This is a genomic window from Streptomyces sp. NBC_01255 (assembly GCF_036226445.1).
GTDB lineage: Bacteria > Actinomycetota > Actinomycetes > Streptomycetales > Streptomycetaceae > Streptomyces.
In genome coordinates this window covers 1,557,861-1,583,845 of record NZ_CP108474.1, presented here as the reverse complement: position 1 = coordinate 1,583,845, position 25,985 = coordinate 1,557,861, and the positions used below count along the sequence as shown (strand labels likewise).

The following is a 25,985-nucleotide window of genomic DNA, read 5'->3' as shown; positions in this document are numbered from 1 at the left end:
GGGGGTGCGAGAGGTGGATCAGCCGGCCGCTCGGGCCGCCATACGGGCCTTGCGGGCCGCGAGCTTCTCGTCGAACTTGCTGGCCTCGCTGTCCAGGCCGTTCATGTACAGCCCCAGCTCGTCCTGGGCCTGGAGGCCCTCCGGGCCGAGCCCCTCGATCTGGAGGACCTTGAGGAAGCGCAGGACCGGCTGGAGGACGTCGTCGTGGTGGATGCGCATGTTGTAGATCTCGCCGATCGCCATCTGCGCCGCCGCCCGCTCGAAGCCCGGCATGCCGTGTCCGGGCATCCGGAAGTTCACGACCACGTCCCGCACGGCCATCATGGTCAGGTCGGGGGCGAGCTCGAAGGCCGCGCCCAGCAGGTTCCGGTAGAAGACCATGTGCAGGTTCTCGTCGGTGGCGATGCGGGAGAGCATCCGGTCGCAGACGGGGTCGCCCGACTGGTGGCCGGTGTTCCGGTGCGAGATGCGGGTCGCGAGCTCCTGGAAGGCGACGTACGCCACGGAGTGCAGCATCGAGTGCCGGTTGTCGGACTCGAAGCCCTCGCTCATGTGTGACATCCGGAACTGCTCCAGCTTGTCCGGGTCGACCGCGCGCGAGGCCAGGAGGTAGTCGCGCATCACGATGCCGTGGCGGCCCTCCTCGGCGGTCCAGCGGTGCACCCAGGTGCCCCAGGCGCCGTCGCGGCCGAAGAGGCTGGCGATCTCGTGGTGGTAGCTCGGGAGGTTGTCCTCGGTGAGCAGGTTCACCACGAGGGCGATCTTTCCGATCTCGGTGACCTTGGACTGCTTGGGGTCCCAGGCCTCGCCGTCCTCGAAGAAGCCGGGGAAGTTCCGGCCGTCGGACCACGGCACGTACTCGTGCGGCATCCAGTCCTTGGTGACCTTCAGGTGCCGGTTGAGCTCCTTCTCCACGACCTCTTCCAGCGCGTAGAGCAGGCGCGCGTCGGTCCACTCCGCCGAGCTGCCGAGGTGGGGAGAGGTGAGCGTCACGGGGACTCCTGGGGACGGAGAGAAGGGCATACGGGATTACCTACGGATTCGTAGGTTACGAGACCGTAGGTTAAGGCTCCGTAAGGCGTCGGCCAAGCCCGTCTGGACGATGTCCGGTTACGTTCCGTTATGTGCGCTGCTCCGGTGGGGTCCTGGAGATGCAGGTCACGTCCTCGACGTGCGCCACAGGCCGACCGGACGGCTACGCAGAGCAGACGGTTCGGAGCGCACGGTTCGGGGCGGACGGTTCAGAGCAGATGGTCCGCCGCGCCGGCCTTCACCGCGGAGATCAGGGCGCGGAGCGCCTCCACCGAGTCGCTGACGTACTCGCCGGGGGCGAGAGTCGAGCCGATGTAGGCCCGGCCGGAGTCGTCGAGGCCGAACCGGAAACAGTTCGCGCCCTCGCTGCAGAAGGCCTCGTTCCAGTCGATGTCGGCAGCGACGGGGGCGGGGGCGGCGGCGAGAGGGGCGCCGGCGAGAGGCGCGGCGGCGAGGGGGGTGTCGGTCGTGACGTTCATGGTGGGGCGGTCCTTCACAGATCCTGGGCGATGGTGCGTATGAACGCGCGTGATTCGGTCGTGGACAGGGCGAGTCCGCGCAGTCGCTCCAGGAGTCCCCGGTAGCGGCGGAGCTTCATGTCCGCGTCGAGGAGGATCGATCCGTGGGAGGAGTCGAGCTGCACGGTGTCGAGCTGCGGCACGGGCGCGGCCACATAGGTGAACGACTGGCCCGCGCCCGGGAAACCCCCCGCGGCGAAGGGGATGACGCGGACGGTCACGGTGTCCCGCTCGGAGTACGCCAGGATGTGCTCCAGCTGGTCCCGCGCGACCTTCGGCCCGCCGAACTGCATGCGCAGCGCCGCCTCGTGGATCACGGCCTCGTAGAGCACGGGCCGGTCCCGGTCCAGGACCTCCTGGCGGCGCAGCCGCAGCGCGAGGCGGGCCTCCAGGTCGGGTCCCGGCAGGAGCGGGACAGCGGTGTCGAAGACGGCCCGCGCATGCTCCTCGGTCTGCAGGAGGCCGGGGATGTGGGTGGTGACGGCGCTCTGCAACTCCGAGGAGTGGTACTCCAGTTCGGCGATGTCGATGAGGGCGGGCGGCAGCAGTCCGCGGTGCTCCTCCCACCAGCCCCGGTCCCGCTCCTGGGCGATGTCGGCGAGCAGGTCGACGAGCGCCGTGTCGGGGCAGCCGTAGTTGAAGGCGAGGGTGCGGACGCGCTCGGCGCTGATGCCGAAGCGGCCGGACTCGATGTTGGGGATACGGGTGCGGTCGACGCCCAGGAGGGCGGCGGCCTGCTGGGCCGACATGCCCGACTGTTCGCGCAGTTTGCGCAGTTCGCTCCCGAGGCGCTGCTGTCGTGCGGTCGGGCTGCTCCTGGGTGGCACGCGCGATCTCCCCTTTCGTTGCGTGACGACGACGACCCTCGCGGATCGCCGTTTCGGCCGGAATGGCACGACTACCCGCAAGTAGTAGCACTGTGCTCCGGTCGTGCGCTACGGTCGGTAGCGCAAGTCTCACACGGGGCGACTGTGACCGTGTGTGCGTACACCCCCAATGCGCAAGAAATGTGAGCAACCCGATGAAGGGCGCACTGCGTTGCCTCCCGTCCGCCGTCGCGGCGGCCGGGCCCATACCTCCCGCCACGGAGAACCTCAGCTACTCGATGCTCCTCCCCGGAGGCGCCTACTGTGCCGGACTCGCCCGTGAGTCGGTCGGCACGCTCCTCACCCGGCACGGCCTCTCGGACCTCTGCGAGACCGCCGCCCTCGCCACCTCGGAACTCGTCGCCGCGGCGTACCGCTTCACGCCCGACCGCGAGATGATCCTGCGCGTCCGCTGGCAGTACGAGGCGCTGCGGATCGTGCTCTACGACCAGCACCCGGTCCATGCCTCGCCCGCCGCGGCCGAGGAATGCCGCGACCGCCGCAGCCGCAGCATGTGGCTGCTGGCCGCGGCGGTCGACGCGCACGGCGGAGACTGGGGCCTCGCCCCCGTACTGACGCCGGGCGGCGGTACCAAGTCCTGGGCCTTACTTCACCGTTGACACCCTGTCACCTTGTCACCTTGACACCTTGACACCTTGATCCCTCGACACCCCGTCCCGCGGGCTCGAGCCCCACCCCCGCGACTCGATGCCCCGCTAGTGCCTCGAAGTCACTCCCCGGACCTCCTCCGCCGTCGTCGGCCGCAGCTCACCGTCGAGCAGCAGCCAGCGCGTGATGCCGAGCGACTCCAGGAACGTCACGTCGTGGCTCGCCACGATCAGCGCCCCCTCGTACGCGTCGAGGGCCGCCGTCAGCTTCCGGACCGACCCCATGTCCAGGTTGTTCGTCGGCTCGTCCAGCATCAGCAGCTGCGGAGCCGGCTCCGCCAGGAGCAGCGCCGCGAGCGTCGCCCGGAACCGCTCCCCGCCCGAGAGGGTGCCCACGGGCTGATCCGCCCGCGCCCCCCGGAACAGAAACCTCGCCAGCCGCGCCCTGATCGCGTTCCCCGTCGCCGTGGGCGCGAAGCGGGCCACGTTCTCCACCACGCTCAGCCCGTCGTCGAGGACGTCGAGCCGCTGCGGCAGGAAGCGGAGCGGTACCCGTGCGTCCGCCTCGCCCGACAGCGGCTCCACCTCCCCGGCGATCGTCCGGAGCAGCGTCGTCTTGCCGGCGCCGTTCCGGCCGACGAGCGCGATCCGCTCCGGGCCGCGCAGCGCGAACTCGCCGTCGACCCTGGCCCCGTACCGCAGCTCCAGGTCGCGCAGGAACAGGACCTCGCGGCCCGGCGGCACCGAGGTGCGGGGCAGTTCGACGCGGATCTCGTCGTCGTCCCGTACCGCCTCCACCGCCGCGTCGAGCCGCTCCTTGGCCTCGGAGAGCCGCTCCGTGTGCAGGGTGCGGTGCTTCCCCGCCGCGACCTGGGCATCGCTCTTGCGGCCGTTCGCCACGATCTTCGGTACGACCTTGTTCTCGTAACTCTTCTGCGCGAACCGCTTGCGGCGCGCCAACTTCGTCTGGGCTTCGCCCAGTTCGCGCTTCTGGCGCTGTACGTCGGCTTCGGCGACCCGCACCATCCGCTCCGCGGCGTCCTGTTCCGCGGCGAGTGCCGTCTCGTACGCGGACCAGGGGCCGCCGTACCAGGTGACCTCGCCGTCCCGGAGATCGGCGATCTGGTCGACGCGCTCCAGGAGTTCACGGTCGTGGCTGACCACGACCAGGACCCCGGACCAGCCCTCCACCGCTTCGTACAGACGGGCGCGGGCGTGCAGGTCCAGATTGTTCGTCGGCTCGTCGAGCAGCAGCACGTCGGGCCGGGCGAGCAGCAGCGCCGCGAGGCGCAGCAGGACGGACTCGCCGCCCGAGACCTCGCCGACGGTCCGGTCGAGGCCGACGGCGGTGAGCCCCAGCTGATCGAGGGTGGCGCGGGCCCGCTCCTCGACGTCCCAGTCGTCGGCGAGGGCGGTGAAGTGCTCCTCGGCGGGGTCGCCCGCCTCGATGGCGTGCAGCGCGGCGCGCTTCCCCGCGATACCGAGGATCTCGTCGACCCGCCGCGAGGTGTCCAGGACGAGGTTCTGCGGCAGGTAGCCGAGCTCGCCCGTGACCCGGATCGCGCCGGAGGCCGGGGTGAGCTCTCCCGCGAGGAGTTTCAGGAGGGTCGACTTGCCGGAGCCGTTGAGCCCGACGAGCCCGGTGCGGCCGGGGCCGACCGTGAGGCGGAAGTCGTCGAGGACCTCGGTGCCGTCGGGCCAGGAGAAGGAGAGCGAGGAACAGGTGATGAACGTGGGGTGATGCGCCATGGAGGCCTCCCGGTTGCGCGAGCGCGGGCGTGAATGGGCGACGCGAGAGACACCGGGGCGCGGGCTGTGGAAAGAACGGCTCGTACGCCGAGGTCGAGAACGGCACACGCGGCACAAGGGGCACGCGCGGCGCGGTGTCTCGCAACCTCAGACGAGCAACGTCCTTCTCCGATCAAGTGACGACAAGGTCAGGTACGACCGTACGACCCCGATCGGGCGGGGGCAAACGATTTACGGGCGCTCGGTTTACGGGCGCTCGGCTTACGGGCGCCCGATTCATGGCGCACGCTCTACGGGCGCTCGCGCAGCAGCTCCGCCAGGTCCTGGTCCCAGTTCAGGTACTGGTGCTCGCGTCCGGCCGGCACCAGGTGCTCCGAGCGCTCCAGGAAGAGGCGCAGCTCCGAGGTCCTGACGTGCACCATCGCGACCCCCTCAGGGGCGTGGAACTCGACCACCGTGCGGTCGTACCCGTACGGGCGCAGCCGGACGTCACCGACCCCCGCCGGGCGCTCGACGCCCTGGACGAGCAGCTCACGGGCGAAGGCCCAGGAGACCTCGACGCCCTCCAGGGTCGCCGGAGGCGGGAAGGCCATGCTGACGGCGTACGGGTCCTCCCGGTCGTACCGCAGGGTGGCGGGGACCGTCTCCATCCGGGGCACGGATGCGACCAGACGGGCCTGGACGGACTGCTCGATGACGGCGGGCAAGACCGGCTCCTCTCGCGCGGGTTTCGGATCCTGTGCGTCTCCCCGACACCAGGGCACCTCACACCAGGGAAGACGAGCGGCACGGCCGGAACGTGCACTCGGTGACCACGTGACCTGCGTCACCGGACGGACGCGGTCGAGGGTCAGCGCTGATCGGCGACGTCGTCGTCCGGCTCGGCGCAGGGGCCGGAGTGGTCGCAGTACGGCTGGTTCGCGGAGGCACCGCAGCCGCACAGCATCACCCGGGTCTCGTGCCGGTCCCCGTGCGGGCCGGTCACGAGCAGGTCCCCGCGCAGAACGAGCTGGCCGGAAGGGGTGCGGCGCACGGTGGTGGGGGAGTCGGGGGGCTCGGCGACGGCGGCCTCCGCCGGGTGGTGGTGGTACTGGAGCGCGCCCGAGGGGCAGCGGCGGATCACCTCGGCGACCAGGCCGGGCTCGGCGGCGTCGGGCAGCACCCACGGGCGCCGGGACAGGTCGAAGACCTCGGGCAGGCCGTGCACGCACTCGGCCGCGTGCAGACAGCGCCGTGGCTCGAAAGTGACGGTGATGCCCTCGCCCTCGTACTCCTTGAGCTTCGGCTTCTCCTCGGTCGGGGCACGCTCGCCCGGACGGTCGCTCATGCCACTCAGCCTAGGAACGCCCAGCGCGGGGCGCACCCGGGGCGCACCCGGGAGGCACCCTGGACGGGGACCGCCCCGGGGCACTAGCTTCCGGCGCCATGACGTCCATGGGGAAGACGAGACGAATGATGTCGGTGGGGCTGATCGGGGCGGCGCTCGCGCTGAGCCTGGCGGCCCCGGCGCGCGCCGGGGCCGGGGGAGCGGCCGGGGAAGCCCGGGAAGCCGGGAAGGCCGGGGACACCCCCACGGCCGCGGCCGGCTGGCGGCTGACACCGACCGGCACCGACGCCCGCTTCCGCGGGCTCGCGGCGGTCGACCGGAGGACCGCCTGGGCCGCGGGCTCCAAAGGCACGGTGCTGCGCACGACGGACGGCGGCCGGAGCTGGCGAGACGTCTCACCGCCCGGCGCGGGAGAGCTCGAATTCCGCGACGTGGAGGCGTTCGACGCCCGCCGGGCCGTCGTCCTCGCCATCGGGGAGGGCGAGGCCTCCCGCCTGCTGCGCACCGAGGACGGCGGCGCCACCTGGACCGAGTCCTTCCGGAACACCGACCCGCGCGCCTTCTACGACTGCGTCACCTTCTTCGACCGGCGGCACGGACTCGCCATGAGCGACCCAGTCGACGGGAAGTACCGCATCCTCTCCACCGGCGACGGCGGCCGGACCTGGCGCGTGCTGCCGAGCGCCGGGATGCCGGACGCGCTCCCCGGCGAGGCCGGCTTCGCGGCGAGCGGCCAGTGCCTGGTGTCCTCCGGACCCCGGGACGTGTGGCTCGCGACGGGCGGCGGCGCCACGGCCCGCGTGCTCCACTCCGCCGACCGGGGGCTGACCTGGACGGCCACCGCCACGCCGATCCCGGCCGGGGACCCCGCCCGGGGCGTCTTCGGCCTCGCCTTCCGCGACCGTACGCACGGCATCGCCGTCGGCGGTGACTACCGCAAGGACCAGCCGTCCCCGCGGGCCGCCGCGGTCACCAGGGACGGAGGCCGCACCTGGCACGCCTCGGACGCGCCGCCGCCTGCCTACCGCTCCGGCGTCGCCTGGCTCCCGCACAGCAGGTCGGCCGCGCTCGCCGTCGGCCCGACCGGCACGGACCTGACGACCGACGCCGGCCGCACCTGGCGCACGATCGACACCGGCTCGTACGACACGGTGGACTGCACGGACGACGGGTCGTGCTGGGCCTCCGGCGAGAAGGGCCGGATCGCCCGCACCGGACGCCACTGAGCCAGGTTCAGGAGGGCAGCTGCTCCCGGTACGGGGCGAGTCCCTCGACCGTCTTGGTCGCGTAGAACTCCGTGATCCGGTACGCGCACACGCCCTCGGCGCTGAACGGGTCGGCCGCAGCGATCGCCTCGATCTCCGCGCGGCCGACCCCGGCGGCCAGGATCACGCCGCCGTCGCGCGGGTTCTTCCGCCCCGAGGCGAGGAACACGCCGGCGGCGTACTGCGCGTCCAGCCATTCGACGTGCGCGTCGAGCAGGGCGTCCGCCCGCTCGACGGGCGCGGTGTAGGTCAATTCCAGTACGAACATGACCGCCAGGCTACCGGGCACCCGGCGGACGCCGACGAGGCGTTCCAGCCCTCGGAACCGGGGTCGTAGGGTGGCTCGCACTATGACGATCATCGGTATTCCGGCGGGCTGGCCCGCCGACGAGGACGCCGCGCGGGACGTCCAGCGGGAGCTGCGCGGGCGGATCGTGCTCGACGAACCGGGGCCGGCCGTCGGCGAAGGCCACGTCACGGGGCTCGACGTGGCCTACGACGACGAGCGCGATCTCGTCGCCGCCGCGGCCGTCGTCCTCGACGCCCGGACCCTCGACGTGGTCGAGGAGGCCACGGCGGTCGGCTGCGTCTCCTTCCCCTACGTCCCCGGGCTCCTCGCCTTCCGCGAGATCCCGACCGTGCTCGCCGCGCTCGACGCCCTGACCGCGGACCCCGGCCTGCTCGTCTGCGACGGATACGGCCTCGCCCATCCCCGCCGCTTCGGGCTCGCGAGCCATCTCGGGGTGCTGACCGGACGGCCGTCCATCGGCGTCGCCAAGAACCCCTTCACCTTCACCTACGAGCAACCCGGCGTGGAACGCGGGGGGTTCAGCTCCCTGCTCGCCGAAGGCGAGGAGGTGGGCCGGGCCCTGCGGACCCAGGCCGGGGTGAAGCCGGTCTTCGTCTCCGTCGGCCACCGGGTCGACCTCGACCGCGCCTGCGCCCACACGCTCCGCCTCGCGCCGCGCTACCGCATCCCCGAGACCACCCGCCACGCCGACTCCCTCTGCCGCAGGGCACTCAGGGAAGCACTAGGGGATACCTGAGTACGCGTACGGATACCGCGCCGCTCTCCCGCCCGGCACAGTGGCCCCCATGACAACACCCCTTTCCGTTCCGCCGCGTTCCGCGGAGCACGGCATGCAGTACGTCGTCGCCGACTGGGTCCTGGCATGATCGGGCGGCTGCGGTGCGTCGTCCTCGACTGCCCGGACGCGCGGGAACTCGCCCTGTTCTACCAGCGGTTGATCGGCGGCGAGGTAGAGAGCCCCGACCCCCGGTTGGCAGTCGGCGAGGGATCCGCCATCCTGCGCGGTGCCGCCGGCCCGGTCCTCGCCTTCCAGGACGTGGCCGACCACCGGCCGCCCGTCTGGGGCGCGCCCGAGCAGCAGTTCCACCTCGACGTGCGGGTCGAGGACCTGGCCGCCGCGGAGGAGGCCGTCCTCGAACTCGGGGCCACCCCGCTCGACGGCGGGGGCGGCGACCCGGCCTGGCGCGTCTACGCCGACCCGGCCGGCCACCCCTTCCGCCTCGTACGGTTCTGAGGCCGGCCCCGCCTGCTCCGGTCTCTCGGGCCCGCACGGACCCGCCGGGCCCGCCCCGATCCGCCGCGCGGATCAGCCCCGGTGCGCCACCCGGAAGCCGATGCCCGCCGCGCGAAGCCGCTCGATCAGCGCGTCGCCCATCGCGACCGCCGTCGTCACCTGGCCCGCCGTCTTCGGCAGCGCGTCGAAGGCCAGACAGAGCGCCGACTCGGCGAGCATCTTGGCCGTCTCGTCGTACCCCGGGTCGCCGCCCCACACCTCGGTGAACACCCGGCGCCCACCGCCCTCGCCGACGAACCGCACCGAGAACCAGCTACGGGCCCGGCGCTCCTCCGACGGGCCCTGGCCCGGCTGGTAACGCTCCATCAGCCATCGCCGTACCGAAGGGAGTTGAGCAGCCGCCGCGCCCGCGCCGACGGCCGCCGTGCCGCCCAGGGCCATCGGGAGCGTCTTCACGGAGGCGTAGTGGCGGTAACGGAAGTCCGGCCCGTACCGGTCGAGGGCGGCGGCCGAGCGGGCCACCACCTGCGGGTCGAGCGTCGGCAGCGGCAGGGCCCAGGTGCCCGTCTCCCGGCTGAACCGGGGGCTGCCCAGCGGCGCGCGGGCCCGCCGCCCCACCAGCCTCGGTGCGTGCAGCCGCCGCTCGCGGGCCGCGCCCAGGACGTGCCGGCCCCGGCCGAGCGCGGTCAGCGCCGACGCGAAGGTACCGCCGGAGAAGGCGGCCCCGACCCGCACGAAACCGTCGACGCGGAGCGGTACGCCCTCCGGGAGCTGCTGGACGGTGAAGTACGCGCCCAGGTCGTGCGGGACGGAGTCGAAGCCGCAGGCGTGCACGATCCGGGCCCCGGTCTCACGGGCGCGCGCGTCGTGCCGTACGTACATCCGGTCCACGAACTCGGCCTCGCCGGTGAGGTCCACACAGTCCGTCCCGGCCTCCGCGCAGGCGGCGACCAGACCCTCCCCGTACCAGACGTAGGGGCCGACGGTCGTCGCCACGACCCGGGCGGACTCGGCGAGTGCGCGCAGCGAGTCCGGATCGTCGGCGTCGGCGACGACCAGCGGCAGCTCCGCGCAGTGCGGCCACCGGGCGGCGAGCCGCTCGCGCAGGGCCGCGAGCCCGGTGCGGTTGCGCCCCGCGAGCGCCCAGCGGCACTCCGCGGGGGCGTGCTCGGCCAGGTACTCCGCGGTGAGCCCGCCCACGAAACCCGTCGCCCCGAAGAGCACGACGTCGTACGGCCGCCGAGTGCCGTCCTGGGGTCCCTCCCCGCCTGCCGCGTCCTCCGCTCGCGCTCCGGTCCCGCGTCCGGTGCCCGCCCCTGTCTCCATCCAGCCCCTCATTTCGGCCGTACCGCGCCGCCGCGCGCGGTTGTCGTCGGCGGAGAATAGCGGAACTCCGCGCCGCGGCGATTTCCAAGCGCTTGCTCGGCCGGGGGGCTTGTGCCGAGTGGAACACGTTCCTAGCATCTCCGGTGTTACATCATTGGTGTCACACACTCCTGGGGGCTCGATGAGCACGACGCACACCGCCCGGAACGGCCCGCTCGCCGGGGTGCGCGTGGTCGAACTGGCCGGCATCGGCCCCGGCCCCTTCGCCGCCATGCTCCTGGCCGACCTCGGCGCGGACGTCGTCCGCGTCGACCGCCCCGGAGGAGCCGGCCTCGGCATCGACCCGGCCCGCGACCTCACCAACCGCAACAAGCGCTCCGTCCTCGTCGACCTCAAGGCCGAGGACGGCCCCGCCACCGTGCTCGACCTCGTCGCGCGCGCCGACGTCCTGATCGAGGGCTACCGCCCCGGCGTCGCCGAACGCCTCGGCGTCGGCCCCGAGCCCTGCCTCGCCCGCAACCCCCGGCTCGTCTACGGCCGGATGACCGGCTGGGGCCAGGACGGACCGCTCGCCACGACCGCGGGCCACGACATCGGGTACATCGCGATCACCGGCGCCCTCGGCATGATCGGCCCCGACCCGGACGGGCCGCCCACCGTCCCCGCCAACCTCGTCGGCGACTACGCGGGCGGCTCGCTCTACCTCGTCATCGGCGTCCTCTCCGCCCTCCAGCACGCGCGGGCGCACGGCGAGGGCCAGGTCGTCGACGCCGCCATCGTCGACGGCACCGCCCACCTCACGACCATGATCCACGGCATGCTCGCGGCCGGCGGCTGGCAGGACCGCAGGGGCGTCAACCTCCTCGACGGCGGCTGTCCCTTCTACGGTGTCTACGAGACGTCCGACGGCGGACACATGGCGGTCGGCGCCCTGGAGGGACAGTTCTACGCGGAGTTCACCCGCCTCCTCGGCATCGGCATCGAGGAGGCCGCCGCCCTGCGCGGCGACCTCGCCCGCTGGCCCGAACTGCGCGCGGCCGTCGCCGACCGCTTCCGGAGCCGTACCCGCGAGGAGTGGACGTCCGTCTTCGAGGGCACCGACGCCTGCGTCGCCCCCGTCCTCTCCCTGCGCGAGGCCCCGAGCCATCCCCACCTCGCCGCCCGCGCCACCTTCGCCGAGCATGCCGGCCTCACCCAGCCGGCCCCCGCTCCCCGCTTCTCCGTCACCCCCGGCACCCTCCGCTCGGGCCCCGCCCTGCCCGGTGCCGACACCGCCGCCGTCGCCCGCGACTGGGCCGTCCCCGCCTTGAAGACCCCGGAGACCCCGGAGATCCAGGAGACCGAAGCATGAAGCGCCAGCTCTACACCGCCGACCACGAGGCCTTCCGGGCGACCGTCCGCACCTTCCTGGCCAAGGAGGTGCTGCCCCACTACGAGCAGTGGGAGCGGGACGGCATCGTCGCCCGCGAGGCCTGGCGGGCCGCCGGCCGGCAGGGACTGCTCGGGCTCGCCGTCGACGAGGAGTACGGCGGCGGGGGCAACCCCGACTTCCGCTACGGAGCCGTACTCGCCGAGGAGTTCACCCGGGCCGGCGCCCCCGGACTCGCCATCGGCCTGCACAACGACATCATCGGCCCGTACCTCACCTCGCTCGCCACCGACGAGCAGAAGCGACGCTGGCTGCCCGGCTTCTGCTCCGGCGAGACCGTCACCGCCATCGCCATGACGGAACCCGGCGCGGGCTCCGACCTCCAGGGCATCCGCACCACCGCCGAGGACCACGGCGACCACTGGATCCTCAACGGCTCCAAGACCTTCATCTCCAACGGCATCCTGGCCGACCTCGTGATCGTCGTCGCCCGCACCACCCCGGAGGGCGGCGCGCACGGCCTCTCCCTCCTGGTCGTCGAGCGCGGCGCCGAGGGCTTCGAGCGCGGCCGGAACCTCGACAAGATCGGCCAGAAGTCCCAGGACACCGCCGAGCTCTTCTTCCACGACGTCCGCGTCCCCAAGGAGAACCTCCTCGGCGAACTCAACGGCGCCTTCCTGCACCTGATGACCAACCTCGCCCAGGAGCGCCTGGCCATCGCCGTCGCCGGCATCGCCGGGGCCGAGTACCTCCTGGAGATCACCAGCCGGTACGTCAAGGAGCGCGAGGCCTTCGGCCGCCCCATCGCCAAGCTCCAGCACGTCCGCTTCGAGATCGCCGAGATGGCCACCGAGTGCGCCGTCACCCGGACCTTCGTCGACCGCTGCATCGAGGAGCACGCGAGCGGCGCCTTGGACGCTGTCCACGCCTCCATGGCCAAGTGGTGGGCGACCGAACTCCAGAAGCGCGTCGCCGACCGCTGCCTGCAACTGCACGGCGGATACGGCTACATGAGCGAATTCCCGGTCGCCCGCGCCTACACCGACGGCCGGATCCAGACCATCTACGGCGGCACCACCGAGATCATGAAGGAGATCATCGGCCGTTCCCTCCTCGGCTGACGTCGTCCCTCTCCCGCTCGACCACCCTCATCGCGAAAGGCTTTACGTGAGCACCGAAGCGTACGTGTACGACGCGATCCGCACCCCGCGCGGACGCGGCAAGGCCAACGGATCCCTGCACGGCACCAAGCCGATCGACCTGGTCGTCGGCCTCATCCGGGAGATCCAGGCCCGCCACCCCGGCCTCGACCCGGCCGCCATCGACGACATCGTCCTCGGCGTCGTCGGCCCCGTCGGCGACCAGGGCTCCGACATCGCCCGGATCGCCGCCATCGCCGCCGGACTCCCCGACACCGTCGCCGGCGTCCAGGAGAACCGCTTCTGTGCCTCCGGCCTCGAAGCGGTCAACATGGCCGCGATGAAGGTCCGCTCCGGCTGGGAGGACCTCGTCCTCGCCGGCGGCGTCGAGTCCATGTCCCGCGTGCCGATGGCCTCCGACGGCGGCGCCTGGTTCGCCGACCCGATGACCAACCTGGAGACCAACTTCGTCCCGCAGGGCATCGGCGCCGACCTCATCGCCACCATCGAGGGCTTCAGCCGCCGCGACGTCGACGAGTACGCCGCCCTCTCCCAGGAGCGCGCCGCCGCCGCCGTCAAGGACGGCCGCTTCGCCCGCTCGATCGTCCCCGTGAAGGACCGCGCCGGACTCACCGTGCTCGACCACGACGAGTTCCTGCGCCCCGGCACCACCGCCGACTCGCTCGCCCGCCTCAAGCCCTCCTTCGCCGACATCGGCGAGCTGGGCGGCTTCGACGCCGTGGCCCTGCAGAAGTACCACTGGGTCGAGGAGATCGACCACGTCCACCACGCGGGCAACTCCTCCGGCATCGTCGACGGCGCCTCCCTCGTCGCCATCGGCTCGAAGGAGGTCGGCGAGCGGTACGGGCTGACCCCGCGCGCCCGGATCGTCGCGGCCGCCGTCTCCGGCTCCGAGCCGACCATCATGCTCACCGGCCCGGCCCCGGCCACCCGCAAGGCCCTCGCCAAGGCCGGCCTCACCATCGACGACATCGACCTCATCGAGATCAACGAGGCCTTCGCGGCCGTCGTCCTCCGCTTCGTCAAGGACATGGGCATCTCCCTGGACAAGGTCAACGTCAACGGCGGTGCCATCGCGCTCGGCCACCCGCTCGGCGCCACCGGCGCGATGATCCTCGGCACCCTCGTCGACGAGCTGGAGCGCCAGGACAAGCGCTACGGCCTCGCCACCCTCTGCGTCGGCGGCGGCATGGGCATCGCCACCATCGTCGAGCGCGTCTGACGGTCCCGTCCGAACCCCTCTTCACGGATCCACGGAGAAGCAGAGACATGAGCGAGAGCACCACCATCCGCTGGGAGCAGGACGCGACCGGGATCGTCACCCTCGTCCTCGACGACCCGAACCAGTCCGCCAACACCATGAACCAGGCCTTCCGGGCCTCGATCACGGCGATCGCCGACCGCGTGGAGGCCGAGCAGGACTCCATCCGGGGCATCATCTACACCTCCGCGAAGAAGACCTTCTTCGCCGGCGGCGACCTCAAGGACATGGTCCAGGCGGGCCCCGAGCACGCCCGGGACATCTTCGAGGGCGCCCTGGAGATCAAGAACGCGCTGCGCCGCATCGAGACCCTCGGCAAGCCCGTCGTCGCCGCGATCAACGGCGCGGCACTCGGCGGCGGCTACGAGATCGCCCTCGCCTCCCACCACCGCGTCGCCCTCGACGCCCCCGGCTCCAAGATCGGCCTGCCCGAGGTCACCCTCGGCCTGCTGCCGGGCGGCGGCGGCATCGCCCGTACCGTACGCCTCATGGGCATCACCGACGCCCTGCTCAAGGTGCTCCTCCAGGGCACCCAGTACGCCCCGAAGCGCGCCCTCGACAACGGCCTCGTCCACGCGGTGGCCGCCACCCCCGAGGAGATGATGGCCAAGGCCATCGCCTTCATCGACGCGCACCCCGAGTCCCGCCAGCCCTGGGACGTCCCCGGCCACCGGATCCCCGGCGGCACCCCGTCCAACCCGAAGTTCGCCGCCAACCTGCCGGCCTTCCCGGCCAATCTGCGCAAGCAGCTGAACGGCGCGCCCTACCCGGCGCCCCGCGCGATCATGGCCGCCGCCGTCGAGGGCTCCCAGGTCGACTTCGAGTCGGCGAGCGTCATCGAGAGCCGGTACTTCACCGAGCTGGTCATCGGGCAGACCGCGAAGAACATGATCCAGGCGTTCTTCTTCGACCTCCAGGCCGTCAACTCCGGCGCCAGCCGCCCCAAGGGCATCGCGCCCCGCCCGGTCCGCAAGGTCGCCGTCCTCGGCGCGGGCATGATGGGCGCCGGCATCGCGTACTCCTGCGCCCGTGCCGGCATCGAGGTCGTCCTCAAGGACGTCTCCGCCGAGTCCGCCGCCAAGGGCAAGGCCTACTCCGAGAAGCTCTGCGCCAAGGCCGTCGCCCGCGGCCGCACCACCCAGGAGAAGGCCGACGCGCTCCTCGCCCGCATCACCGCGACCTCCGACGTCCAGGCCCTGGCCGGCTGCGACGCGGTGATCGAGGCGGTCTTCGAGGACACGTCCCTCAAGCACAAGGTCTTCCAGGAGATCCAGGGCGTCGTCGCCCCCGACGCGCTGCTCTGCTCCAACACCTCGACCCTGCCGATCTCCGTCCTCGCCGAGGGCGTCGAGCGCCAGACCGACTTCATCGGTCTGCACTTCTTCTCGCCGGTCGACAAGATGCCGCTCGTCGAGATCATCAAGGGCGAGCGGACCGGCGACGAGGCCCTCGCCCGCGCCTTCGACCTGGTCCGGCAGATCAACAAGACGCCGATCGTCGTCAACGACTCCCGCGGCTTCTTCACCTCCCGCGTGATCGGCCACTTCATCAACGAGGGTGTCGCCATGGTCGGCGAGGGCATCGAGCCCGCCTCGATCGAGCAGGCGGCCGCCCAGGCCGGCTACCCGGCGAAGGTCCTCTCCCTCATGGACGAGCTGACCCTGACGCTGCCCCGCAAGATCCGCAACGAGACCCGGCGCGCGATCGAGGAGGCCGGCGGGGAGTGGGCCACCCACCCGGGCGAGGCCGTGATCGACCGCATGGTCGACGAGTTCGGCCGCCCCGGCCGCAGCGGCGGCGCGGGCTTCTACGAGTACGCGGAGGACGGCAAGCGCGGCAAGCTCTGGCCCGGCCTGCGCGAGCACTTCACGAAGCCCGGATACGAGATCCCCTTCCGCGACATGCAGGAGCGGATGCTGTTCTCCGAGGCGCTTGACACCGTCCGGCTCCTGGAGGAGGGCGTCCTGACCTCCGTCGCCGATGCCAACATCGGCTCCATCATGGGCATCGGCTTCCCGGCCTGGACCGGCGGCGTGCTCCAGTACATCAACGGCTACGAGGGCGGTGTCGCCGGCTTCGCGGCCCGCGCGCGCGAGCTGGCGGAGACGTACGGCGAGCGCTTCGAGCCCCCGGCGCTGCTCGTCGAGAAGGCCGAGCGCGGCGAGGTCTTCACCGACTCCTGAACGCGGCGCGCAGCTCCTCGCGGAGCGAGCGCTGGAACGCCGTGACCAGGGCCTGGACCACCATCGGCTGCATATGGGCCGAGAGCGACCGCATGGCGTTCAGGTGGTCCGGGTCCTCGGCGCTCTCCCGGTACGGGTTCCACACCTCGTCCCGGAAGAGCCGGGAGAGCTCCTGGGCGGCGGAGCGCGCGTGCTCCACGAGGACGGTCCGGGAGGCGAGGATCGTCTCGTGCTCGATCGGCACGTCGAGCAGCTCGACCCCGAGCCGCAGCAACGTCCCGTCGAGCCGGAAGTCCTCACTCCCGGGGATCCGCTCCACCACCCCCATCGCGGCGAGCCGCTCGACATCCTGCTCGGTCAGGGCCCGCCCGGCGCGCCGCTCCAGCTCGCGCAGGGTGATCTCCTCGGCGGACTCGGGCGCCCAGGAGGCCACGAGCGCGCGGTGGATCGCCAGGTCCTGCTCGCTGAGGTCGTCCGGCAACTGCTCCAGATACCGCTCGATCGCGGCCAGCGTCATACCCTGCCGCTGGAGCTCCTCGATGAGCGCGAGCCGCGCCAGATGCCCGGGCCCGTAGTGACCGACCCGCCGGGCCCCGATGACGGGCGGCGGCAGCAGCCCCCGCGTCCCGTAGAACCGCACGGTCCGCACCGTGACCCCGGCCCGCGCGGCCAGCTCGTCGACCGTATAGCTCGGCTCGTGTTCCTCGTCGCTCACTTGGACAGTATTGCTGTCTCACCACCGCTGTAAAAGACCACGCACACTGTCAGTGGCTGCCCGTAGCGTGATCGACATGAACGGGATCACGTACGTCGAAGGCGACGCGACCGCCCCGCACGGCGAGGGCGTCAGGATCATCGCCCACGTCTGCAACGACGCCGGGAGCTGGGGCAGGGGCTTCGTCCTCGCGCTCACGCGCCGCTGGCCGGAGCCGGAGAGGGCTTTCCGGCGGTGGCACCGCGACCGGGCGGACAACGACTTCGGACTCGGCGCCGCCCAGTTCGTGCGGGTCGAACCCGACGTGTGGGTGGCCAACATGGTGGGCCAGCACGGCATACGGACGGTCCGGAACCAGGCCGTGCCCGTGCGGTACGGGGCGATCGACACCGCGCTCGGGCTGCTCGGCGACAAGGCGGCGGAGCTGGGCGCGTCCGTCCACATGCCGCGCATCGGCTGCGGACTGGCCGGCGGTTCCTGGGACGAGGTCGGGCCGATGGTCGTCCGCAGGCTCGTGGACCGGGGGATACCGGTCACCGTGTACGACTTCGGCGCGTAAGGGGCACGGGGGCGGGGCATCGCGGGCGCTGTGGGTGGTGGGGGCTAGAGTCGGCGGCTGTTCGAATCGGGGGAACGGCAACAGGGGAGTCAGATGTACGCGCAACTCAGGGAGACGGCTGACGAGTTGGCCGGAATCCTGTGGCGGGAGCACACCGTCTACCGGGAGCGGGGCGGTGGCGTGGTCATCCGGGGCGAGCACGTGGGCCGCTGGATCAGTCTCGCCCCGACCGGGGGCAAGGACCGGGCGCTGCTGCGCGCCGGGCGGCTCCTCGACGGGGGGACCACCGCCCCGGCCCGGAGCGAGACGGTCGTCGACCTGACGGCCGGGACGGCGGAGCTGGCGACGATCTGCCGGCGGCTGCTCGCCGATGTCGCCGCCGGCGCCGACACGGCCCAGGGGCCGTCCCGCGCGGGACGGCCGGAGGGCAAGCCCGGGAAGCGGGCGGCGCGTGCCGCCCGCCCCGGCAGACCCCGCACGTCGCGGCACACGAGCCTCGGCTCGTGGTTCGTCCTGCTCTGCGTCGCCGGGGTCCTCGGCGTCTGGCTGTACAGCGTGTTCGGCCGGTCCGGGTACTAGGACCAGGTACCAGCTCCGGGCCGGTCGGTCAGAAGCCGGTGACGGGGTAGTGGTCGGAGAGGTTGGTGTACGTGTACTGCGTGCCCCAGCTGGAGACCGTCCACGGGGTGCTCTTCTCCAGGACCACGTGGTTGGTCCAGCCGGCGGGGCGGGCGTTCCCGGCCCGGTAGAGGACGTAGTCGAGGTCCTCGCGCGGGTCGTCCGGGTAGCGCTCGGAGGCGATCGAGTTCAGCTCGGTGTCGAAGGAGTACGGGTGGCCGGTGCGCGAGTCGGCCCCCGCCAGGCCCGCGTCGGCGAGCATCGTGCCGTACTCGGACGTGCGCGAGTCGACGTTCATGTCGCCGGCGACGATGACCTGCTCGTTCGCCGGGATGTTCTTGGCGTCGAGGAAGGCGTCCATCGCCTTGAACTGGCGGCTGCGCATCTGCGCCGCCTCGCCCGCCGAGCAGCCCGGGTCGGTGGACTGGGCGTGGGTGCCGACGACGTGGACCCGGCTCCCGTTCACGTCCAGGACGGTGTAGACGAAGCCCTTGTTCGAGAACCAGTCGGCGCCGCAGGCGTCCTTGTAGACGTACTGCTCCTTGCGGACGATCGGCCACTTGCTGAAGATCGTCACCCCGCCGTCCTCGGGCGTGGTCGCGGAGTAGGCCCCGCCGGTGGCGTCCCAGCCGGTCTTGCTGCGGCCCATGACCGGGGTCTGGTGCGGGTACTGCGCGGCGGCGTTCGCCTTGAGCGCGTCGGAGGAGGAGTTGTCGAAGGCCTCCTGGATCACGACGACGTCCTGCCCCTGGAAGAAGGAGGCGGCGGGGATCGCCTTGGCCCGGTGGTCCTGGCCCCAGTTCGGGTAGAGGGACTTGGAGAAGAGGAACGCGTTGTACGTGAGCACCTTCAGGCGCGGGGCCTCGGCGGTCGCGGCGGAGGCGGCGCCGGCGGCCGGGGCGGTCGCCGCCAGGGTGGCGGCGGCGAGCGCGAGGGAAAGGGCGGCGCCGGGGGCGCGGCGGAGCGCGGCGAAGGACAAGGGAACTCCCAAGGAGGCGTGGGGGGTTGGCCTGGCGCCGCACATACAATCAGCCGTGGTTACCTTCCGGTAGCCTTTGGATGCCGGGAATCTTGCCGAACTCGCACAACCGCGCCAACTCTCGCCCCGGTGTCTGAATTGTCCTTATTTGAACCAGGTAGAATGCGCGCATGACCCTCGCGAGTAACCCCACTGTCTTCGAAATGGACCTTGGTCCCCTCAACCCCGTCTGGGCCGAGCTCATTCTCGGCGTGGTGTTGTTTGCCCTCACCTTCCTCATCCTGGCCAAGGGGATCCTGCCCAAGATCCGCCGCACGCTCGACGAGCGTGAGGACGCCATCGACGGCGGCACCGGCCGCGCCGACGACCTGCGCTCCGAGGCCACGCAGATCCGCGAGCAGTACGAGGCGGAGCTCGCCGAGGCCCGCCACGAGGCCGCGCGCATCCGCTCCAGGGCCACCGAGGAGGGCTCGGCCGCCATCGCCGCCGCCCGCGCCGAGGGCAACGCCGAGCGCGAGGCCATCCTCGCCGCCGGTGCCGAGAAGATCGCCGCCGAGCGCGCCGCCGCCGAGCGCGAGCTCACCGCGGACGTCGACGCCTGGGCCCACGCCCTCGCCACCCGCATCGTCGGCGAGCCGGTCGGGGCCGACCGCTCCTGACCCCAGGTTCTCCATGAGGGGGCCGTCCCCGGGCAGCAGAACGCCCGGGTGACGGCCCCTTCGTCGTGGGTGCAGCCTGGACATGTGACCGGATGTGTGAGGAGAGCGACCGTATGAACCGCCCGCAGGAGTCCGCCGCCCGAATCCCGGCCGGCGATCCCGCACCCCCGCCCGTCGGCGGCGTGCTGTGGAGCGTCGCCGGGGACGTCCGGGCACTCCTGATGCTGCCCGCCGCCCTCGCCATGCAGGTCGCCCACCCCGCGATCGGCGCCGGGGTCGACGAGCACTCCGTCTTCCGCACCGACCCCTGGGGCCGCGGCGAGCGCTCCCTGCGCTCGGTCCAGCTCTGGGTGTACGGAGGCGAGGAGGCCGCCGAGGAGGGCCGCCGCCTTCGACGGCTGCACCGCGACATCCAGGGCACCGACGCCCACGGCCGCAAGTACCACGCCCTCACCCCGGCCTACTACTCGTGGGTGCACGCGACCGGCTTCCCCGTCTACCGGTACGGTCTCGGCCTCCTCGCCCGCCCCCTCACCGACGCCCAGGAACGGCAGCTGTACGCCGAGTGGCTCCGGGTCGGCCGCGTCCTCGGCATCCACGACCGGGACATGCCGCAGACGGTCGAGGAGTTCTGGCCCTATTACCGCAGGGTCCTCGCCGAGGAGCTGGAGGCGACCGTCGTCGTCCGGGAGCTGCTCGACCCGGACCTGCCGGTGCCCGCCCCGGACCGGGGGCCCCTGCCCGTCCGGCTCGCGCTCCGGCTGCTCTGGCCCGTACTGCGCCGCCCGTTCCTGCGGCTGCGGGCCTTCCTCACCGTGGGCCTGATGCCCCCGGACGCCCGCGAGGCCATCGGCCTGGAGTGGACGGACGCGCAGGAGCGCGCGCTGCGCCGGTTCGCCCTGGTCGTCCGGGCCGTGGTCCCCGTCCTGCCCGAGCGGCTGCGCTACCTGCCCCTGGCCCGGAAGGCACGCGGGGCCGCCCGCCGCGGGAAGCGCTGACGGACGGCCCGGTCACCGTACGAGGGTCGTGCGGTCGTGCGGTCAGTGCTCGTCGTGGTCGTGGACCGTGTTCGTCGCCGCGATCTTCTTCCACGACTTCGGCTGCGCGGGCTTCGGAGCGGCCGACCGCGCCGCCGACCGCGCGGCCGGACCTGCTGCCGGCGCCGCCGCGGGGGCGGACAGACCGGCCGCGGCCGCCGTCGAAGCGGCCGGCTTCGACGGCTGGTACAGCCAGGTGTCGAAGAGCCCGGCCAGCGGCTTGCCGGAGACCCGCTCCGCGTACCGCACGAAGTCGCCGACCCGCGCGTTCCCGTAGGCGAATTCCTGCGGCCAGCCCTTCAGGATCGCGAAGAAGTCCTCGTCGCCGATCTCGTTGCGCAGGGCCTGGAGCGCCAGGGCGCCCCGGTCGTAGACGGCGATGTGGAACTGGTTCTCCGCGCCCGGGTCACCCGGCTTGACCGTCCAGAACGGGTCCTCGGCCGTCCGCGTGGCGTACACGTAGTCCGCCAGCTCCTGGGCCGTGCCTTCGCCCTCCTTCTCCGACCACAGCCACTGGCTGTAGCGGGCGAAGCCCTCGTTGACCCAGATGTCCTTCCAGTCCTGGACGGAAACGCTGTCGCCGTACCACTGGTGCGCCAGCTCGTGGACGACGACCGACACGTTCGCGCCGTTGGCGAACTGCCGCGGGCTGTAGAACGGGCGGGTCTGCGTCTCCAGGGCGAAGCCGCTGGTCACGTTCGGCACGTACCCGCCGAGGGAGTTGAAGGGGTACGGCCCGAAGACCCCCTCCAGCCACTCCGCGACCTCGGTCGTGCGCTCGATCGAGGCGCGCGCCGCGCCCGCGTTGTCGCCGAGGTCCTTGCTGTACGCGTTGAGGACCGGCAGCCCGTTCGCCGTCTTGTCCGTCGTGATGTCGAACTTGCCGACGGCGAGCGTGGCCAGGTAGGTCGCCTGCGGCTTGTTCGAACGCCAGTTGAAGCGCGTCCAGCCCAGCCGCGAGGACTGCGACTGGAGCACGCCGTTGCTGATGGCCTGCGTGCCGTCCGGTACGGAGACGGAGACGTCGAAGGTGGCCTTGTCCAGCGGGTGGTCGTTCGACGGGAACCACCAGACGGCCGAGTCCGGCTCCTGCGCGGCGACGCCGCCGTCCGGGGTACGGGCCCAGGCCGACCAGCCGTCGACCTTGAACTCGGAGGGCTTGCCCGCGTAGCGCACGACCACCGAGATCGCCTTGTTCTTCTCCAGCGGGGCGGCCGGGGTCACCTCCAGCTCGTGGTCGCCCGAGGTGGTGAACTTCGCGAGGCGCCCGTTGACCCGGACCTCGCTGACCTTCAGCCCGAGGTCCAGGTTGAACCGGGACAGGTTCTGCTTCGTCGTGGCGAGGATCGTCGCCGTACCTTCGAGCAGATCGGTCTCCGGCTGGTACTTCAGCCGCAGGTCGTAATGGGAGACGTCGTAGCCGCCGTTGCCGCTGGCGGGGTAGTAGGAGTCGCCGATGCCCGGGGCCCCAGGAAGGAAGTCGGCCGCCGATGCCGGGATCGCCAGCAGCAGGGAGGCCGCGAGGGCGCTCGGAACGATGATTCTGCGGTGCACAGGTGCTCCCCAAGTCATAAGAAACGTAAGACGCGCGGGTGGTCGTCGGTCCTTAGTTCGGAGCCTATTCAGCCCCCGACGCACCGTCACGTCCAGAGGACCCCCTGTCACACGATCGCCATTCGGCCGACATGAACCCCTCCGTCTCGGGGATGACCCCGAATCACCCCTGATTGCCTCCTGCACTCTTTTGCGCGGGAGTTGACCGGGGTACGTTCCCGCCCATGCCGATGCGAATGCGGAGAACCCGCGGAGCCCGACTGCCGTACGGAACCCTCGTGGCCGCGGCCACGGCCGCCCTGCTCGCGACCCTGGTCACCCCGGCGGGTGCGCAGCCCGAGCCCTCGGTGGCCCCGGCGTTCGCCGGGCCCGCCGCGCCTGCCGCTTCTGCTGCGTCTGCCGTGAGTTCCGTACGCGAGTCACGGCCCGTCCACTCCTACGCCGACGCCATCCGCGAGTCCGTCTGGGTCGACACCGGACTCGACGGCGACGGGGACGGGCGCGGCGACCGGGTCGCCGTCGACATCATCCGGCCCCGCGAGCCCGCCGCGGCAGGCCGGAAGATCCCGGTCGTCATGGACGCCAGCCCGTACTACGCCTGTTGCGGGCGCGGCAACGAGAGCCAGAAGAAGACGTACGACGCCGACGGCAACCCCGTGCAGTTCCCGCTTTTCTACGACAACTACTTCGTCCCGCGCGGCTACGCCTTCGTCGGCGTCGACCTCGCCGGCACCAACCGCTCCGACGGCTGCGACGACGTCGGCGGACGCTCCGACGTCCGGTCCGCCAAGGCCGTCGTCGACTGGCTGAACGGCCGCGCCCGCGGCTACACCACCCGCACCGGCACGGCCAGGGCCGGGGCCACCGGCTGGAGCACCGGGAACGTCGGCATGATCGGCAAGAGCTGGGACGGCACCGTCGCCAACGGTGTGGCCGCCACCGGCGTGGAAGGGCTGAAAACGATCGTTCCGATCGGTGCCATCTCGTCCTGGTACGACTACTTCCACTCCCAGGGCGCTCCCCTCTACAACGCCAACCCGAGCTGGCTCTCCGACTACGTGAGCAGCCCCGATGCCAGGGACCGCTGCGGGGCCGTCCAGGACCGGATCGCCGCGGGCACCCCGTACAGCGGCGACTGGACCCCCGCCTGGAGCGAGCGGAACCATGTGCCGGACGCCTCGAAGGTGAAGGCCAGTGTCTTCGTCGTCCACGGACAGCAGGATCTGAACGTCCGCGCCAACCAGTTCGGCCAGTGGTGGGACGCGCTCGCCGCGCACGGCGTCGAGCGGAAGATCTGGCTCTCCCAGACCGGCCACGTCGACCCCTTCGACTTCCGGCGCGCCGACTGGGTCCGCACCCTGCACCGCTGGTTCGACCACTACCTGCTCGGATACGACAACGGCATCGACCGCGAACCGGTCGCCGACATCGAGCGCGCACCGGACCGCTGGACCACCGACCGGCACTGGCCGCCGCGCGGCACCTCGGCCACCACCCTGCGCCCCGCCCCCGGCGCCGAGCCCGGCGCCGGCACCCTCGCCCGGACGCCCGCCGCCCCCGGCTCCGCCGCGACCTTCACCGACGACCCGGCTCTCGGCGAGCTGGACTGGGCCGCCCGCGTCGACTCCGCGACCCCCGAGAAGGCCGGGTTCGTCACCCGCCCGCTCTCCCGCGACCTGCGGATCTCCGGCTCCTCGAAGGTGACGGTCACGGCCACCCCGACCACCGCCACCGCGCATCTCTCCGCCGTCCTCGTCGACCTCGGCCCCGACACGATCCGCGACTACGCGGCGGCGGGAGAGGGCATCACCACGCTGACCGACCGCACCTGCTGGGGTCCGAGCACACCCGGCGACAGCGCCTGCTTCAAGGAGACCCGGGCCCGCACGACGGACGTCGGGTACACGGTCGTCAGCCGCGGCTGGGCCGACCTCGGCACCTGGGCGGACCCCCGCAAGGAGCGGCCGCTGACCCCCGGCAGGGCGTACACCCTCACCCTGGACCTCGCCTCCGCCGACCACGTCGTCCCGGCGGGCCACCGCCTCGCCCTGATCGTCGGCGGCACCGACAAGGACCTGATCGACCCTCCGTCGACCACGCCGACCGTGACCCTCGACCTCAGCCGTACCTGGGCGAAGCTGCCCCTGGTCGGCGGCAAGGACGCGTTCGCGCGGGCCACGACGGGACCGGCCCCGGCCCTGCCGTCGACCGCCGCCCGGCCGTCCCTGAGCGGCAGCGGCTCCGTACCCCCGGCCGCCGTCACCGGACCGCGCCTTCCCGGGACAGGAGCCGCCCGATGAGACTCCGTACCACGCACCGGAGTTCGCGCCGGGTGCTCGCCCTCGCGGCGGGCGCGGCCGCCCTCGCGCTGCCGCTCGTCACCGTCCCCGCCAAGGCGGCGGACAGCGCGCCCCCGCGCCCCCTCCCGCGCACCGGATTCGAGACGAGCCACGGGGCCCGGTGGACCACGGAGGCCGAGGAGCGGGAGTTCCTCGCGGCCGTGGACCGGGGGAGCGACCGGGTGTCGCTGCGCACGATCGGCACCACGTCGCAGGGGCGACCGCTGCGGCTCGCCACCCTCGGCACCGGCCGTACCACCGTGCTCCTCGTCTGCAGCCAGCACGGCGACGAGCCCGCGGGCCGCGAGGCGTGCCTGAGCACGCTCCGCGACCTCTCCTCCGCCCAGGACGCGGAGACCCTGCGCTTCCTCGCCCGGACCACTCTCCTCGTCGTCCCCACCGCCAACCCCGACGGACGGGAGGCAGACACCCGGGGCAACGGCGACGGCGTCGACGTCAACCGCGACCACATCGCCCTGCGCACCGCCGAGGCCCGGGCCGTGGCCGCCGTCATCCGCGACCGGCGCCCCGAACTCGTCTACGACCTCCACGAGTACGGGGCCACACCCCGCTACTACGACAAGGACCTGCTCGCCCTCTGGCCCCGCAGTCTCGACGCCGACCTTCACGTCCACGACGAGTCCCGGACGCTCTCGGAGTCCTACGTCCGGCCCGCCGCCGGGCTCGCCGGCTACAGCACCGGCATCTACGGCATCTGGACCGACCCCCTCACCGGCAAGCCCGTCAAGCAGGTCGCGGGCGACGGCCAGGAGCGGATCCTGCGCAACACCGCGGGCATCAAGCACGCGGCGGGCCTGCTCGTCGAGACCCGTGTGGACGCGCTCGACGAGGCCGAGCAGGACGACCCGGCGCGCAACCACCGGCGCCGCGTCGCCACCCAACACGCCACACTCGAAGGTATGTTCGCTTATGTCGACGAGCGGCGCGGGCCGCTCGCGGCGGTCACCGCGGCCGCCCGGCACCGGGGATTCGCCGACCGGGGCCCGGTCTTCCTCGGCGGCGCCGACAACGACCCGCCGGAGCCCGGGGAGATCCTCGCCGACCCGCCCTGCGGCTACCGCCTGGACGCCGCGCAGTACGCCGACGTGGGCGACGAACTCGACCTGCACGGGGTCACCGTCCGGCCGGCGGGCGCCGGGGTGTTCGTGCCGATGCGCCAGTCGCAGCGCATGCTCGTCCCGCTCCTCCTCGACGGGCGCGCGACCTATCACCTCGTCAGTGGGAGTCCTGTGAAGGAATGTTGACGGTCCGGCACCAGGGCCGCGCATTGGCGTGAAACCGACTTCCGGACAGGTA

25 protein-coding genes are annotated in these 25,985 nt (G+C 72.3%); 14 read left to right on the top strand and 11 right to left on the bottom strand.

The window, feature by feature from the left end:
• Window positions 1-18: 18 nt before the first annotated feature.
• From OG357_RS06805 to OG357_RS06795, 3 genes are all read right to left on the bottom strand, one after another.
• A complete protein-coding gene (locus tag OG357_RS06805) occupies window positions 19-993 on the bottom strand; it encodes an acyl-ACP desaturase (protein ID WP_125742070.1) in 975 nt (324 codons plus the stop codon).
• Between the two features lie 248 nt (window positions 994-1,241).
• Complete coding sequence (locus tag OG357_RS06800) at window positions 1,242-1,511, bottom strand: hypothetical protein (protein WP_329620277.1); 270 nt, start codon at window positions 1,509-1,511, stop codon at window positions 1,242-1,244.
• A gap of 14 nt (window positions 1,512-1,525) precedes the next feature.
• Window positions 1,526-2,377 (bottom strand): helix-turn-helix domain-containing protein, encoded by an 852-nt coding sequence (locus tag OG357_RS06795; protein WP_329620276.1) that lies wholly within the window; start codon window positions 2,375-2,377, stop codon window positions 1,526-1,528.
• 182 nt (window positions 2,378-2,559) lie between these two features.
• Between OG357_RS06795 and OG357_RS06790 the strand changes: the two genes are divergently transcribed.
• The gene (locus OG357_RS06790) at window positions 2,560-3,036 is read left to right on the top strand and encodes an ATP-binding protein (protein ID WP_329620275.1); all 477 of its coding nucleotides are present in this window, start codon (window positions 2,560-2,562) and stop codon (window positions 3,034-3,036) included.
• A 96-nt stretch (window positions 3,037-3,132) separates the two neighbouring features.
• Here OG357_RS06790 and OG357_RS06785 read toward each other — a convergent pair whose 3' ends face one another.
• The 3 genes from OG357_RS06785 to OG357_RS06775 form a co-directional block, all read right to left on the bottom strand.
• Window positions 3,133-4,773 (bottom strand): ABC-F family ATP-binding cassette domain-containing protein, encoded by a 1,641-nt coding sequence (locus OG357_RS06785; protein ID WP_329620274.1) that lies wholly within the window; start codon window positions 4,771-4,773, stop codon window positions 3,133-3,135.
• A 290-nt stretch (window positions 4,774-5,063) separates the two neighbouring features.
• Window positions 5,064-5,480, bottom strand: coding sequence for an SsgA family sporulation/cell division regulator (locus OG357_RS06780; RefSeq protein ID WP_329620273.1), 417 nt, complete (start codon window positions 5,478-5,480; stop codon window positions 5,064-5,066).
• Between the two features lie 143 nt (window positions 5,481-5,623).
• A complete protein-coding gene (locus OG357_RS06775) occupies window positions 5,624-6,100 on the bottom strand; it encodes a (4Fe-4S)-binding protein (protein ID WP_329620272.1) in 477 nt (158 codons plus the stop codon).
• A 98-nt stretch (window positions 6,101-6,198) separates the two neighbouring features.
• Between OG357_RS06775 and OG357_RS06770 the strand changes: the two genes are divergently transcribed.
• Window positions 6,199-7,326 carry a WD40/YVTN/BNR-like repeat-containing protein gene (locus OG357_RS06770; RefSeq protein ID WP_443066636.1) on the top strand — a complete coding sequence of 376 codons (1,128 nt, stop codon included), beginning with the start codon at window positions 6,199-6,201 and terminating at the stop codon, window positions 7,324-7,326.
• A gap of 7 nt (window positions 7,327-7,333) precedes the next feature.
• Here the strand turns inward: OG357_RS06770 and OG357_RS06765 are convergent, their stop codons facing one another.
• Window positions 7,334-7,633 (bottom strand): YciI family protein, encoded by a 300-nt coding sequence (locus OG357_RS06765; protein WP_317600813.1) that lies wholly within the window; start codon window positions 7,631-7,633, stop codon window positions 7,334-7,336.
• 82 nt (window positions 7,634-7,715) lie between these two features.
• On the opposite strand from OG357_RS06765, the gene OG357_RS06760 reads away from it, so the two are divergent.
• The gene (locus tag OG357_RS06760; protein ID WP_329620271.1) at window positions 7,716-8,411 is read left to right on the top strand and encodes an endonuclease V; all 696 of its coding nucleotides are present in this window, start codon (window positions 7,716-7,718) and stop codon (window positions 8,409-8,411) included.
• 126 nt (window positions 8,412-8,537) lie between these two features.
• Window positions 8,538-8,909, top strand: coding sequence for a VOC family protein (locus OG357_RS06755; RefSeq protein WP_329620270.1), 372 nt, complete (start codon window positions 8,538-8,540; stop codon window positions 8,907-8,909).
• A gap of 72 nt (window positions 8,910-8,981) precedes the next feature.
• On the opposite strand, the gene OG357_RS06750 is transcribed toward OG357_RS06755, so the two are convergent.
• Window positions 8,982-10,235 carry a saccharopine dehydrogenase family protein gene (locus OG357_RS06750; RefSeq protein WP_329620269.1) on the bottom strand — a complete coding sequence of 418 codons (1,254 nt, stop codon included), beginning with the start codon at window positions 10,233-10,235 and terminating at the stop codon, window positions 8,982-8,984.
• 181 nt (window positions 10,236-10,416) lie between these two features.
• Here OG357_RS06750 and OG357_RS06745 point away from each other — a divergent pair, with 181 nt between their 5' ends.
• From OG357_RS06745 to OG357_RS06730, 4 genes are read left to right on the top strand one after another with little or no spacing between them, the layout of a single operon-like run.
• Window positions 10,417-11,586, top strand: a complete 1,170-nt coding sequence (locus OG357_RS06745; RefSeq protein WP_329620268.1) for a CaiB/BaiF CoA transferase family protein — start codon at window positions 10,417-10,419, stop codon at window positions 11,584-11,586.
• Window positions 11,583-12,725 carry an acyl-CoA dehydrogenase family protein gene (locus tag OG357_RS06740; RefSeq protein WP_329620267.1) on the top strand — a complete coding sequence of 381 codons (1,143 nt, stop codon included), beginning with the start codon at window positions 11,583-11,585 and terminating at the stop codon, window positions 12,723-12,725. The genes OG357_RS06745 and OG357_RS06740 overlap by 4 nt, the downstream gene beginning before the upstream one ends.
• 46 nt (window positions 12,726-12,771) lie before the next feature.
• Window positions 12,772-13,986 carry an acetyl-CoA C-acetyltransferase gene (locus OG357_RS06735; protein ID WP_329620266.1) on the top strand — a complete coding sequence of 405 codons (1,215 nt, stop codon included), beginning with the start codon at window positions 12,772-12,774 and terminating at the stop codon, window positions 13,984-13,986.
• A 47-nt stretch (window positions 13,987-14,033) separates the two neighbouring features.
• Window positions 14,034-16,208, top strand: a complete 2,175-nt coding sequence (locus OG357_RS06730; protein WP_329620265.1) for a 3-hydroxyacyl-CoA dehydrogenase NAD-binding domain-containing protein — start codon at window positions 14,034-14,036, stop codon at window positions 16,206-16,208.
• Here the strand turns inward: OG357_RS06730 and OG357_RS06725 are convergent.
• A complete protein-coding gene (locus OG357_RS06725; RefSeq protein WP_329620264.1) occupies window positions 16,195-16,923 on the bottom strand; it encodes a MerR family transcriptional regulator in 729 nt (242 codons plus the stop codon). The genes OG357_RS06730 and OG357_RS06725 overlap by 14 nt on opposite strands.
• A gap of 76 nt (window positions 16,924-16,999) precedes the next feature.
• Between OG357_RS06725 and OG357_RS06720 the strand changes: the two genes are divergently transcribed.
• Together OG357_RS06720 and OG357_RS06715 are read left to right on the top strand one after the other, a co-directional pair.
• Window positions 17,000-17,482, top strand: coding sequence for a macro domain-containing protein (locus OG357_RS06720; RefSeq protein WP_329620263.1), 483 nt, complete (start codon window positions 17,000-17,002; stop codon window positions 17,480-17,482).
• A gap of 93 nt (window positions 17,483-17,575) precedes the next feature.
• Complete coding sequence (locus tag OG357_RS06715; protein WP_329620262.1) at window positions 17,576-18,061, top strand: hypothetical protein; 486 nt, start codon at window positions 17,576-17,578, stop codon at window positions 18,059-18,061.
• Between the two features lie 28 nt (window positions 18,062-18,089).
• Here the strand turns inward: OG357_RS06715 and sph are convergent, their stop codons facing one another.
• A complete protein-coding gene (gene sph / locus OG357_RS06710; RefSeq protein ID WP_329620261.1) occupies window positions 18,090-19,124 on the bottom strand; it encodes a sphingomyelin phosphodiesterase in 1,035 nt (344 codons plus the stop codon).
• A 125-nt stretch (window positions 19,125-19,249) separates the two neighbouring features.
• On the opposite strand from sph, the gene OG357_RS06705 reads away from it, so the two are divergent.
• Together OG357_RS06705 and OG357_RS06700 are read left to right on the top strand one after the other, a co-directional pair.
• A complete protein-coding gene (locus OG357_RS06705; RefSeq protein WP_329620260.1) occupies window positions 19,250-19,738 on the top strand; it encodes a F0F1 ATP synthase subunit B family protein in 489 nt (162 codons plus the stop codon).
• Window positions 19,739-19,851: 113 nt separating this feature from the next.
• Window positions 19,852-20,736, top strand: a complete 885-nt coding sequence (locus OG357_RS06700; protein WP_329620259.1) for an oxygenase MpaB family protein — start codon at window positions 19,852-19,854, stop codon at window positions 20,734-20,736.
• 42 nt (window positions 20,737-20,778) lie between these two features.
• Here the strand turns inward: OG357_RS06700 and OG357_RS06695 are convergent, their stop codons facing one another.
• Entirely contained in the window at window positions 20,779-22,329 is a 1,551-nt protein-coding gene (locus tag OG357_RS06695; RefSeq protein ID WP_329620258.1) for a M1 family metallopeptidase, read from the bottom strand.
• A 224-nt stretch (window positions 22,330-22,553) separates the two neighbouring features.
• On the opposite strand from OG357_RS06695, the gene OG357_RS06690 reads away from it, so the two are divergent.
• Window positions 22,554-24,629, top strand: coding sequence for a Xaa-Pro dipeptidyl-peptidase (locus OG357_RS06690; protein WP_329620257.1), 2,076 nt, complete (start codon window positions 22,554-22,556; stop codon window positions 24,627-24,629).
• Window positions 24,626-25,933 carry a M14 family metallopeptidase gene (locus OG357_RS06685; RefSeq protein WP_329620256.1) on the top strand — a complete coding sequence of 436 codons (1,308 nt, stop codon included), beginning with the start codon at window positions 24,626-24,628 and terminating at the stop codon, window positions 25,931-25,933. The genes OG357_RS06690 and OG357_RS06685 overlap by 4 nt, the downstream gene beginning before the upstream one ends.
• Window positions 25,934-25,985 lie beyond the last annotated feature (52 nt).

Excerpts from the sequence above, each read along its gene's own strand:
- sph (WP_329620261.1), bottom strand. The coding sequence starts at position 19,124 with ATGTGCGGCGCCAGGCCAACCCCCCACGCCTCCTTGGGAGTTCCCTTG.
- OG357_RS06705 (WP_329620260.1), top strand. The coding sequence starts at position 19,250 with ATGACCCTCGCGAGTAACCCCACTGTCTTCGAAATGGACCTTGGTCCC.
- OG357_RS06800 (WP_329620277.1), bottom strand. The coding sequence starts at position 1,511 with ATGAACGTCACGACCGACACCCCCCTCGCCGCCGCGCCTCTCGCCGGC.
- OG357_RS06745 (WP_329620268.1), top strand. The coding sequence starts at position 10,417 with ATGAGCACGACGCACACCGCCCGGAACGGCCCGCTCGCCGGGGTGCGC.
- OG357_RS06700 (WP_329620259.1), top strand. The coding sequence starts at position 19,852 with ATGAACCGCCCGCAGGAGTCCGCCGCCCGAATCCCGGCCGGCGATCCC.
- OG357_RS06755 (WP_329620270.1), top strand. The coding sequence starts at position 8,538 with ATGATCGGGCGGCTGCGGTGCGTCGTCCTCGACTGCCCGGACGCGCGG.
- OG357_RS06785 (WP_329620274.1), bottom strand. The coding sequence starts at position 4,773 with ATGGCGCATCACCCCACGTTCATCACCTGTTCCTCGCTCTCCTTCTCC.
- OG357_RS06730 (WP_329620265.1), top strand. The coding sequence starts at position 14,034 with ATGAGCGAGAGCACCACCATCCGCTGGGAGCAGGACGCGACCGGGATC.
- OG357_RS06765 (WP_317600813.1), bottom strand. The coding sequence starts at position 7,633 with ATGTTCGTACTGGAATTGACCTACACCGCGCCCGTCGAGCGGGCGGAC.
- OG357_RS06760 (WP_329620271.1), top strand. The coding sequence starts at position 7,716 with ATGACGATCATCGGTATTCCGGCGGGCTGGCCCGCCGACGAGGACGCC.
- OG357_RS06770 (WP_443066636.1), top strand. The coding sequence starts at position 6,199 with ATGACGTCCATGGGGAAGACGAGACGAATGATGTCGGTGGGGCTGATC.
- OG357_RS06685 (WP_329620256.1), top strand. The coding sequence starts at position 24,626 with ATGAGACTCCGTACCACGCACCGGAGTTCGCGCCGGGTGCTCGCCCTC.
- OG357_RS06690 (WP_329620257.1), top strand. The coding sequence starts at position 22,554 with ATGCCGATGCGAATGCGGAGAACCCGCGGAGCCCGACTGCCGTACGGA.
- OG357_RS06740 (WP_329620267.1), top strand. The coding sequence starts at position 11,583 with ATGAAGCGCCAGCTCTACACCGCCGACCACGAGGCCTTCCGGGCGACC.
- OG357_RS06750 (WP_329620269.1), bottom strand. The coding sequence starts at position 10,235 with ATGGAGACAGGGGCGGGCACCGGACGCGGGACCGGAGCGCGAGCGGAG.
- OG357_RS06720 (WP_329620263.1), top strand. The coding sequence starts at position 17,000 with ATGAACGGGATCACGTACGTCGAAGGCGACGCGACCGCCCCGCACGGC.
- OG357_RS06775 (WP_329620272.1), bottom strand. The coding sequence starts at position 6,100 with ATGAGCGACCGTCCGGGCGAGCGTGCCCCGACCGAGGAGAAGCCGAAG.
- OG357_RS06715 (WP_329620262.1), top strand. The coding sequence starts at position 17,576 with ATGTACGCGCAACTCAGGGAGACGGCTGACGAGTTGGCCGGAATCCTG.